We start from the raw sequence: 10,167 nt of genomic DNA, 5'->3' as shown, positions 1-10,167 counted from the left end.
CACCCCCCCCTCCCCCACCCCCCCCCCCCCCCCCCCCCCCCCCCTCCCCTCCCCCCCCCCCCCCCCCCCCCCCCCCCCCCCCCCCCCCCCCCCCGGTACACGGGTCACCGCTCTTCGGAGTCGAGGTCACCGGTCACCGCCCGTCGGGCTCACGGCTCACGGCTCACCGCCCTTCGGGCTCACGCGTCACCGCTGTTCGCGGTCGGGCAGTGCCGTCTCGTCCTCGACGGTGTGCATGGCGGCCTCCTCCGCCCCGGCCGCGCCCCCGTCGATGCCCACGTCCTGGGCGACCGTCTCCTTGGTCGTGTCGGTGCGCGCCCCCTCGTCCGGGGCGACGAGCCGGCCGGAGCGGTCGGTGCCCGCCTCGGGGTCCACGGGCTCGCCCTCGCCGTCGGGCTGGTCGCCGACCCCGTCCCCGGGCCGTTCCGTGACGTCGGGGACCTCCTGGGAGAGCCGCTCGTCGAGCGTCTCCCCGTCGTGCTGCTCGGCGGCGGTGGTGCCGTGCTTGGTGACGCCGAGCGGCTTCTCGGGCGGTGAGTAGCCCTCGTCCAGGGTCTCGTCGTAGTCCCGCTCGTCGACGGCGTCCTGGAGGTCGAGCGGCGCGGCGTCCTCCTGCTCCTCGTTGCTTCCGGTGGGCTGGTAGGCGTCGTCGGCCATCGGGTCCGTGCCCATCGCTGCCTCCCTCTCGCGCTGCGTCGCCTCGGTCGTGACGGGTGTCTGCATTCGCGTTTCCCGTCAGGCGATCTCTAACCTCGGCGTACGCCCGTACGGGCGTACGCCGGGAGGCCGGCGCGGGAGCGCCCCGGTCACTGCTTGAGCGGCTGGGTGAAGCGCAGCAGGTTGCCGGCGGGGTCGCGGAAGGCGCAGTCCCGGACCCCGTAGGGCTGGTCCATGGGCTCCTGGAGCACCTCGGCGCCGGAGGCGCTGATGCGCTCGAAGGTGGCGTCGCAGTCCTCCGTCGCGAAGAGGACGCCGCGCAGCAGGCCCTTGGCCATCAGTTCCGCCAGGGCCTGTTTGTCGGCGGGCGAGGTGCTCGGGTCGGCGGCGGGCGGTTCCAGCACGATGCTCACGTCCGGCTGCGCGGGCGATCCGACGGTGACCCAGCGCATTCCCTCGAACCCGACGTCGTTGCGCACTTCCAGGCCGAGCACGTCGCGGTAGAAGGCGATCGCCTTGTCGTGGTCGTCGACGGCGATGAAGCAGGTGGAGAGCTTGATGTCCATGCCGCACACGCTACGGTCGTCCGGCGCCGGGCGCTTCTCCGTTCCTGACCGGCCTGGTGTAGATCTTGGCGATGCAGGCCGGGACGGCGGCCCCCTGGTCGTGGCTGCGGGCGCGGTAGGCGCTCGGGCTCTCGCCGACCAGCTCGGTGAAGCGGGTGCTGAAGGACCCGAGCGACGTACAGCCGACGGCGAAGCAGACCTCGGTCACCGTCAGGTCGCCGCGGCGCAGCAGCGCCTTGGCGCGCTCGATGCGCCGGGTCATCAGGTAGCTGTACGGCGTCTCGCCGTAGGCGGCGCGGAAACTGCGGGAGAAGTGGCCCGCCGACATCAGGGCCTCGCGCGCCAGGGCCGGGACGTCCAGCGGCTCGGCGTAGTCGCGGTCCATCCGGTCACGGGCCCGGCGCAGCCGGACCAGGTCGTCGAGATCGGGCCGTTTCACGTCCCCGAGTGTCCCACACCGCCGCCGGCCGGGCGGCGGCGGTGTGGGACCGGCCGTCCCGGCCCGCGCGGGCCCGGGTCAGGCGCCGACGTAGGCCGCGAGGTGCTCGCCGGTGAGGGTGGAGCGGGCGGCCACCAGCTCGGCGGGCGTGCCCTCGAAGACGATCCGGCCGCCGTCGTGGCCGGCGCCGGGGCCGAGGTCGATGATCCAGTCGGCGTGGGCCATCACGGCCTGGTGGTGCTCGATGACGATCACCGACTTGCCGGAGTCGACGAGCCGGTCGAGCAGGCCGAGCAACTGCTCGACGTCGGCGAGGTGCAGGCCGGTGGTCGGCTCGTCGAGGATGTAGACGCCGCCCTTCTCGGCCATGTGCACGGCCAGCTTCAGCCGCTGCCGCTCACCGCCGGAGAGCGTGGTCAGCGGCTGGCCGAGGGTGAGGTAGCCGAGGCCGACGTCGGTGAGGCGGGCGAGGATCTTGTGGGCGGCCGGTGTCCGCGCGTCGCCGGCGCCGAAGAACTCCTCGGCCTCGGTCACCGACATCGCCAGCACCTCGCTGATGTCCCGGCCGCCGAGGTGGTACTCGAGCACCGCGGCCTGGAACCGCTTGCCCTCGCAGTCCTCGCAGGTGGTGGCGACGCTCTGCATGATCGCCAGGTCGGTGTAGACGACCCCGGCGCCGTTGCAGGTGGGGCAGGCGCCTTCGGAGTTGGCGCTGAACAGCGCGGGCTTGACGCCGTTGGCCTTGGCGAAGGCCTTGCGGATCGGGTCGAGCAGTCCGGTGTACGTCGCCGGGTTGCTGCGCCGGGAGCCGCGGATCGGGCTCTGGTCGACCGACACCACGCCCTCGTCGGCGGGGATCGAGCCGTGCAGCAGCGAGCTCTTGCCCGAGCCGGCGACGCCGGTGACGACGGTCAGCACTCCGAGCGGGATGTCGACGTCGACGTCGCGCAGGTTGTTCGCCGTTGCGCCGCGGACCTCCAGGGCGCCCTTGGGTGTGCGCACCGTCTCCTTCAGGCTCGCCCGGTCGTCGAGGTGGCGGCCGGTGACGGTGTCGGCGCCGCGCAGGCCCTCGACGGTGCCCTCGAAGCAGACGGTGCCGCCCGCCGTGCCCGCGCCGGGGCCGAGGTCCACGACGTGGTCGGCGATCGCGATGGTCTCCGGCTTGTGCTCCACCACCAGCACGGTGTTGCCCTTGTCCCGCAGCCGCAGCAGCAGGTCGTTCATCCGCTGGATGTCGTGGGGGTGCAGGCCGGTGGTGGGCTCGTCGAAGACGTAGGTGACGTCGGTGAGGGAGGAGCCGAGGTGGCGGATCATCTTCACGCGCTGTGCCTCGCCGCCCGACAGGGTGCCCGCCGGCCGGTCCAGCGAGAGGTAGCCGAGGCCGATCTCCACGAACGAGTCCAGGGTGGCCTGGAGCTTGGCCAGCAGCGGCGCCACCGTCGGCTCCTCCAGGCCGCGGATCCACTCGGCCAGGTCGCGGATCTCCATCGCGCAGGCGTCGGCGATGTTGACGCCCTTGATCCTGGAGGAGCGGGCCGCCTCGGCGAGCCGGGTGCCGCCGCACTCGGGGCAGGCGGTGAAGGTGACCGCGCGCTCCACGAACGCCCGGATGTGCGGCTGCATCGCCTCCTTGTCCTTGGACAGGAAGGATTTCTGGATCTTGGGGATCAGCCCCTCGTAGGTGAGGTTGACGCCGTTGACCTTGACCTTGGTGGGCTCCCCGTGCAGGAAGTCCCGCATCTCCTTGTCGGTGAAGTCGCGGATGGGCTTGTCCGGGTCGAGGAAGCCCGACTGGGCGTACAGGCCCACGGTCCAGACGTTGTCCGACTTCCAGCCGGGGATGGTGAAGGCGCCCTCGGCGATCGACTTGGAGTCGTCGTAGAGCTGGGTGAGGTCGATGTCGGAGACCGTTCCGCGGCCCTCGCAGTTCGGGCACATCCCGCCGGTGCGGGTGAAGGTGGCCTTCTCGGTCTTCTTGTTGCCGCGCTCGACGGTGATCGCGCCGCTGGCCTTCACCGAGGGGACGTTGAAGGCGAACGCGCCGGGCCCGCCGATGTGCGGGTCGCCCAGCCGGCTGAACAGGATCCGCAGCATCGCGTTGGCGTCCGTGGCGGTGCCGACGGTGGAGCGCGGGTCGGCACCCATGCGCTGCTGGTCGACGCTGATCACGGTGGTCAGCCCGTCGAGGACGTCGGCCTCGGGCCGCGCCTGCGTCGGCATGAAGCCCTGGACGAAGGCGCTGTAGGTCTCGTTGATCAGCCGCTGGGACTCCGCGGCGATCGTGTCGAACACCAGGGAGCTCTTGCCCGATCCGGAGACGCCGGTGAAGACGGTCAGCCGGCGCTTCGGGATCTCGATGCTGACGTCCTTGAGGTTGTTCTCACGCGCGCCGTGCACCCGGATCATGTCGTGCGTGTCGGCGGCGTGCGGCTCGGGCGAGAGCGCATCGGTTTTCGGCGCCTTGCTCATCGTCTCTCCATCCCTGGGCGGTCCGGCCTCGCGGCCCGGTTCGGCTCGTCCGGCCCGATCCAACCAGCTTCTCGCCGCCGCGTCCGGCGGTCTCGAGCCGGCCTCGAGGCCTGGTCCATGACGCACCGAGGCTATGCGGACCGCGGGGCGCCGCGCTTCTCAGTTCCTGACCGCTCCGGTCCGCGGGGCGACGCGGATCTCCAGGTCGGTGATCCGGTGCGGGGTCCAGGTGCGGGCGTAGCCGGGCGGGGTGCCGCCCGGGCCGGTGACGGCGGCCACCGGCATGCGCCGGGCGGCGGCGGTGATCTCGGCGACGGTGATGTTCTCGTTGTTCCCGCCGGTGTTGCCGGAGGAGCAGCCCGTGTAATAGGCGATCGGGATGGCCTCGTGCCCGGTGAGCAGGCAGGGCGGGCGGACGCCGAGGCCGTGCAGGGTCTGTGCGACATGGGCCCAGTCGCGCCGGCTGTCGGTGTTGCGGTCCACGGTGAACACCAGGACGGTCAGCTGCACCGCGAGGTGCCCGGCCAGCCCGAGCGCCACCAGGGTCGCGGCGAGGGGCCGCCACTGCCCGCCGGGGCGCCTCACCAGGTGCCACAGCGCGTCGGCGACGGGGACGGCCAGCAGGGCGTAGGCGGGCTGGAGGAAGCGGGGCGCCGCGTAGTCGATCATGAACAGGTAGGGCAGGGCGACCGTCGTGGCGCAGGCGAGCGGGATCAGGGTGCGGGCCTTGCGCCCGGCGCGCACGGCGACGGCGAGTGCGAGGACGGCGAGGACCGGGAGCAGGAACCACCAGGCGGTGACCACCGGATGCGGCGGGGACCCGGTGCACGGCCAGCGGCACAGCGCGCGTCCGCCGAGGCTGCGCAGCTGGTCGTCGACGGCGAAGCCCCAGCCGAGCCCGCCCTGGATGCGGGAGGCCTCGGCCATCCGCTCCAGGAGACCGCCGTACCAGACGTACGCCTCGACCACCCACTCCGTTCCCCCGGCGGCGAGTCCGCCGGCCAGGGCGAGCAGCGGCGTCCAGTGCCGGCGCAGCAGGGTCAGCGCCAGCAGCGGCAGGGCGACCCAGACGGCGTCCGTGGGCCGCATCCACGCCATCAGGGCCGCGCCGGCCACCACGCCCCACAGCGCCGCCCGGCGGGAGGGGTCCCGCCGGGCGCGCAGGAAGGAGCCGACGCAGACCAGGGCGCCGATGGCGACCCAGTGGTTCGGCATGGCCTGCGGGCCGTAGAAGAGGGTGATCCACAAGGAGGCGTACAGCGCTCCGCCGGTGGCCAGGACGCGGACCGGGAACAGGCCCCGCCAGCACCGCAGGGCCAGGTAGAGGCCGAGGCCGGAGAGGAGGGCGAGATAGATCCGCAGCAGTTCGGTGGAGGACGACCAGGAGGCGACGGGGGCCACCAGCAGGGAGACGCCGCGGGAGCGGGGCGCGCTGAAGAAGGCGGCCGGGGTGTGGGTGGTGACCTGGCTGACGTAGACGGTCTCGTCCCAGCCGAGGCCCATGCCGGGGCGGACGAGGAGGAGCTGGGCCAGGGTGAAGGCGCCGGCCACGGCCGCGAGCGGCCACGTGCCGGCGGCGGGGGCCGTGCCGTCGGGGCGCGGGCCCCCGGCACGGCGCCGTATGCCGCGTTTGGTGCTCACCCCGTTGGCCATCGTCCGCCCTTCGGTCGCCCCCGTGAGAGAAATCGCCCTAAAACAGGCACAAAACTATCCCTTGCACGCGGGTTACGCAGGGGGGAATCCGGCCCGGTCGGGCGCCCCGGCGGGCCGGCGCCCGTCAGCGGGAGCCCGGGCGGCGGTGCGGCGGCTGGTCGGGGGACGGGCGGCGTTTCACCGGGGGGACAGGGCGGGTGACGGGACCGTCGCCGTTCAGGGGGACGTCCGCCCCGTGGTGACGGATGGTCAGGGGCCGGCCGGACAGCAGCGTGTACGTCGCCCGGCCGGCGCCGATCTCCACGCGCACGCACCGGCCGCGGAACTGGAGCCGGAAGGCCAGTCGGCTGAACTTCTCGGGCAGGCGGGGCGCGAACGCCAGTGTCTCGCCCTGGCGGCGGGTGCCGCCGAACCCGGCGACCAGGGCCATCCAGGTGCCGGCCAGGGAGGCGATGTGCAGTCCGTCGCGGGTGTTGTGCTCCAGGTCCGCCAGGTCCATCAGGGCGGCCTCGGCGGCGTAGTCGTAGGCCAGCCGCAGATGGCCGGTCTGGGCGGCGACCACGGCCTGGCAGCAGGCCGACAGGGAGGAGTCGCGCACGGTCAGCGGCTCGTAGTAGGCGAAGTTGCGGGCGATCTGGTCGTCGTCGCAGTGCTCGTCGAACCAGCTGCCGCAGGTGTACATGGCCAGGACCAGGTCGGCCTGCTTGATCACCTGCTTGCGGTAGAGGTCGAAGTAGGGGAAGTGCAGCATCAGCGGGTACTGGCCGGCTCCCGTGCGGGCGAAGTCCCAGCGCTGGTGGCGGGTGAAGCCCGCGTGCTGCTCGTGGACGCCGGTCTCCTCGTTGTACGGGATGTGCACGGCCTCGGCCGCGTCCCGCCAGGTGGCGCTCTCCTCGTCGTCGACTCCGAGCCGGGCGGCCTCGTCGGGGTAGCGCTCGCAGACGTCGGCGGCGGCCAGCAGGTTCGCCCGCGCCATGAGGTTGGTGTACAGGTTGTCGTCGGCGATGGCGCTGTACTCGTCCGGGCCGGTGACACCGTCGATGTGGAAGGTGCCGTGGTGGTCGTGGTGGCCGAGGGAGCGCCACAGCCGGGCGGTCTCCACCAGCAGTTCCAGGCCCGTCTCGCGTTCGAAGCCGGTGTCCCCGGTGGCCGCGGTGTACCGCACGACGGCGTGCGCGATGTCGGCGGCGACGTGGAAGGCCGCGGTGCCGGCCGGCCAGTACGCGGACCCCTCCGAGCCGTCGATGGTCCGCCAGGGGAACGCGGCGCCGCGCAGGCCCAGCTGGGCCGCCCGGTCGCGGGCCGCGGGCAGGGTGTCCCGGCGCCAGCGCAGCGCCTCGGCCACGGCCCGGGGCTCGGTGTAGGTCAGGACGGGCAGCACGAACATCTCCGTGTCCCAGAAGGCGTGGCCGTCGTAGCCGGAGCCGGTCAGGCCCTTGGCGGGGATCGCCCGCTGCTCGGCGCGGGCACCGGCCTGAAGGACGTGGAAGAGGGCGAAGCGCACGGCCTGCTGGATCTCCTCGTCGCCGTGCACCTCGACGTCGGCGCGGGCCCAGAAGTCGTCCAGGTAGGCCCGCTGTTCGGCGAGCAGCCCGGCCCAGCCGCTGTGCGCGGCGGCGGCGAGCGCGGCCTCGACCTGGTCGCTCATCGCGGGCCGGGAGCGGGTGCCCGACCAGCCGTGGGCGACGGTCTTCTGCACGCGCAGCGTCTGCCCGGGCTCCAGGACGGCCGTGACGGTCAGCCGGGCGACGTCCACGTTGCTCTCGCCGCTGGTGGTGAACCCGTCCGGGCCCTCGACCACGTGGTCGGCGGCGACGGCGACGCGCAGCCCGCTGCGCCGGGTGCGGTGGACCAGGCGCAGTCGCCGTCCGAGGGCGAGGTCCTCCTCCTGCTCCAGCGGGGATTGCAGCGCCTTGGCGGTGCGCGGGTCGCCGTCGGGGTCGGGCAGGCTCTCGTTGGCGACCAGTTCGGACTGGATGACCACGCGGGTGCGGCTGTCCACGGGCTCCACCTCGTAGTTCACGGCGGCGATCGCCCGCTGGGTGAGGGAGACCAGCCGGGTGGAGCGCACCCGGACCGTGGAGCCGGCCGGTGAGGTCCACTCGCAGACCCGTTCCAGCACGCCGCGGCGCAGGTCCAGGGTGCGTTCGTGGGTGACCAGGCGTCCGTAGCGCAGGTCGAAGGGCTCGTCGTCGACCAGCAGCCGGAGCAGCTTGCCGTTGGTGACGTTGATGACGGTCTGGCCGGACTCGGGATAGCCGTAGCCGGCCTCGGCGTAGGGCAGCGGGTGCAGTTCGTGGACGCCGTTGAGATAGGTGCCGGGCAGGCCGTGCGGTTCGCCCTCGTCGAGGTTGCCGCGCCAGCCGACGTGTCCGTTGGACAGGGCGAAGACGGACTCGCTCTGGGCCAGCAGGTCCAGGTTGAGGGAGGTCTCGCGCACGGACCACGGCTCCACCGCGTACGTGAGGTTGGTGATCACGACCGGCCTCCCAGCTCGGCGAGGTCCTCGACCACGCGGTCGGCGCCGTGGGCGTAGAGGGCGTCCCGCTGGCCGACGCGGTCGACGCCGACGACGTAGCCGAAGTGTCCCGAGCGGCCGGCGTCCATGCCGGCCAGCGCGTCCTCGAAGACGGCGGCGCGGGCGGGCTCGACGCCCAGGTCGCGGGCGGCGGCGAGGAAGGTGTCGGGGTTCGGCTTGCCCGGCAGGTTCCGTTCACGGGCCACCACCCCGTCGATCCGTACGTCGAACAGGCGCTCGGCGTCGATGGAGCGCAGCACGTCGACGGTGTTGGCGCTGGAGGAGACGATCGCGGTGCGCAGGCCGTGGGCGCGGACGGCCTCGATGTAGCGCAGGGTGCCGTCGTAGGCCTCGACGCCGTCGGTGCGGATCTTCTCCAGGAGCAGCTCGTTCTTGCGGTTGCCGACGCCGTTGACGGTCCGCGCGTCCGGTGGGTCGTCCGGTTCGCCCTCGGGGAGTTCGATGCCGCGGGAGGCGAGGAAGGTGCGCACTCCGTCGGCGCGGGGGCGGCCGTCGACGTACTGGTCGTAGTCGGCGTCGGTGAAGGGCCGGAAGTCCGCCCCGTCCCGCTCGCGCAGGAACGCGTCGAACGTCTCCTTCCAGGCGGCGGCGTGCACCACCGCCGTCCGGGTGAGGACCCCGTCGAGGTCGAAGAGGCAGGCCTGGATACCGGTGGGGAGGCCGAGCTGCGTCGTCATACCCGTCACAGTTCCCCGCCGCGGCGCGTCCCATCGGGTGGTCCCGCACACGGTGCCGGGGCACCGGTGCGACCGTGCGGGTGACACACTCGGCTGCATGCCGCCCAGTTTCGACGACCTCCTGGTCCGGGCCCGCCGGCTGCCGCGGGCCGGCCGGCGCGCGATCCTCGGCATCGCCGGCAGTCCCGGCGCCGGCAAGTCGACCCTGGCCGAGCGCCTCGTGCGGGAACTGAACGGCACCGGCGAACCCTGGGTGGCGCGGGTGCCGATGGACGGTTTCCACCTCGCCGACGCCGAACTGGACCGGCTGGGCCGCCGCGACCGCAAGGGCGCCCCGGACACCTTCGACGCGGCCGGGTACGCGGCGCTGCTGCGGCGGTTGCGCGAGGCCGGGGACGCCGGAGAGACCGCGGACGGCGAGGTCGTGTACGCGCCGGGATTCGAACGGGTGCTGGAGCAGCCGCTCGCGGGCGCCGTGCCGGTGCCGCCGTCGGCGCGGCTGGTGGTGACGGAGGGCAACTACCTGCTGCTGGAGGAGGGCGCCTGGGCGCGGGTGCGGCCGTGCCTGGACGAGGTGTGGTTCTGCGAGCTGGACGAGGCGGAGCGGGTGCGCCGACTGGTCGCCCGGCACGAGGAGTTCGGCAAGTCCCACGAGGCGGCGGTGGCCTGGGTGCACCGCTCCGACGAACGCAACGCCGCACTGGTGGCCGCCACCCGTCACCGGGCGGACCTCGTGCTGCCGATGCGCCACCTGGACCGGCAGGGCCGCAGGGCGGGGTGAGCACCGAGGCAGGCGCCACCCACCGGGACCCGCCCGCATAGGCGCCGCCCCGTGCAACGGGCCCACGTAGGCGCCGCCGGCTCGGGCCGCCGGCGCAGGTGCTCGCGGCGGGGCCTGGAGGTAGCCGCGGGCTCGTGGTTGTCCCGTCCCGGTGCGGCGGCGAAGGCGCCGGCGGAGCTCTCCGACGGCGGTGGACGGGCGACGGCGTCGGGCGCTCGATCGGCGTCGGCCGGCCGTGAGAGCCGGTCCCGGCGTCCACGGAGGTGCGCGCCGCCCCTGCGGCTACCGCCCGTAGCGGGGGGGGGGGGGGGGGGGGGGGGGAGGGGTGGGGGGGGGGGGGGGGGGGGGGGGGGGGGGGGGGGGGGGGGGGGGGGGGGGGGGGAGGG

Annotated in this window: 8 protein-coding genes; 1 reads left to right on the top strand and 7 read right to left on the bottom strand. The window is 73.7% G+C overall.

Annotation, left to right across the window (positions count from 1 at the left end):
- Positions 1 to 186: 186 nt before the first annotated feature.
- The 7 genes from ACZ45Q_RS33865 to ACZ45Q_RS33835 all read right to left on the bottom strand — a co-directional run bounded on the left by ACZ45Q_RS33865 (position 187) and on the right by ACZ45Q_RS33835 (position 9,000).
- Positions 187 to 672, bottom strand: coding sequence for a DUF5709 domain-containing protein (locus ACZ45Q_RS33865; protein ID WP_468269000.1), 486 nt, complete (start codon positions 670 to 672; stop codon positions 187 to 189).
- A gap of 134 nt (positions 673 to 806) precedes the next feature.
- The gene (locus ACZ45Q_RS33860; protein WP_468268994.1) at positions 807 to 1,223 is read right to left on the bottom strand and encodes a VOC family protein; all 417 of its coding nucleotides are present in this window, start codon (positions 1,221 to 1,223) and stop codon (positions 807 to 809) included.
- Positions 1,224 to 1,233: 10 nt separating this feature from the next.
- Positions 1,234 to 1,608: a helix-turn-helix transcriptional regulator gene (locus ACZ45Q_RS33855; protein ID WP_468268997.1), complete on the bottom strand. Its 375-nt coding sequence runs from the start codon at positions 1,606 to 1,608 to the stop codon at positions 1,234 to 1,236.
- Between the two features lie 132 nt (positions 1,609 to 1,740).
- Positions 1,741 to 4,131, bottom strand: a complete 2,391-nt coding sequence (locus tag ACZ45Q_RS33850) for an ATP-binding cassette domain-containing protein (protein ID WP_468268991.1) — start codon at positions 4,129 to 4,131, stop codon at positions 1,741 to 1,743.
- Between the two features lie 159 nt (positions 4,132 to 4,290).
- On the bottom strand, positions 4,291 to 5,784 hold the full coding sequence (locus ACZ45Q_RS33845; RefSeq protein WP_468268988.1) for a hypothetical protein: 1,494 nt from the start codon (positions 5,782 to 5,784) through the stop codon (positions 4,291 to 4,293).
- Positions 5,785 to 5,908: 124 nt separating this feature from the next.
- Positions 5,909 to 8,263, bottom strand: a complete 2,355-nt coding sequence (locus ACZ45Q_RS33840; RefSeq protein WP_468268985.1) for a glycoside hydrolase family 65 protein — start codon at positions 8,261 to 8,263, stop codon at positions 5,909 to 5,911.
- A complete protein-coding gene (locus ACZ45Q_RS33835) occupies positions 8,260 to 9,000 on the bottom strand; it encodes an HAD family hydrolase (RefSeq protein ID WP_468268982.1) in 741 nt (246 codons plus the stop codon). Before ACZ45Q_RS33835 ends, ACZ45Q_RS33840 begins: the two co-directional genes overlap by 4 nt.
- Before the next feature lie 97 nt (positions 9,001 to 9,097).
- Between ACZ45Q_RS33835 and ACZ45Q_RS33830 the strand changes: the two genes are divergently transcribed.
- On the top strand, positions 9,098 to 9,781 hold the full coding sequence (locus tag ACZ45Q_RS33830) for a nucleoside/nucleotide kinase family protein (RefSeq protein ID WP_468268979.1): 684 nt from the start codon (positions 9,098 to 9,100) through the stop codon (positions 9,779 to 9,781).
- Positions 9,782 to 10,167 lie beyond the last annotated feature (386 nt).

This window comes from Streptomyces sp. NPDC031049, assembly GCF_055571015.1.
This window is presented reverse-complemented; position numbering and strand designations above follow the sequence as displayed.

Coding starts and splice junctions, on each gene's coding strand:
- ACZ45Q_RS33865 (WP_468269000.1), bottom strand. CDS start 672: ATGGGCACGGACCCGATGGCCGACGACGCCTACCAGCCCACCGGAAGC.
- ACZ45Q_RS33860 (WP_468268994.1), bottom strand. CDS start 1,223: ATGGACATCAAGCTCTCCACCTGCTTCATCGCCGTCGACGACCACGAC.
- ACZ45Q_RS33855 (WP_468268997.1), bottom strand. CDS start 1,608: ATGGACCGCGACTACGCCGAGCCGCTGGACGTCCCGGCCCTGGCGCGC.
- ACZ45Q_RS33850 (WP_468268991.1), bottom strand. CDS start 4,131: ATGAGCAAGGCGCCGAAAACCGATGCGCTCTCGCCCGAGCCGCACGCC.
- ACZ45Q_RS33845 (WP_468268988.1), bottom strand. CDS start 5,784: ATGGCCAACGGGGTGAGCACCAAACGCGGCATACGGCGCCGTGCCGGG.
- ACZ45Q_RS33835 (WP_468268982.1), bottom strand. CDS start 9,000: ATGACGACGCAGCTCGGCCTCCCCACCGGTATCCAGGCCTGCCTCTTC.
- ACZ45Q_RS33830 (WP_468268979.1), top strand. CDS start 9,098: ATGCCGCCCAGTTTCGACGACCTCCTGGTCCGGGCCCGCCGGCTGCCG.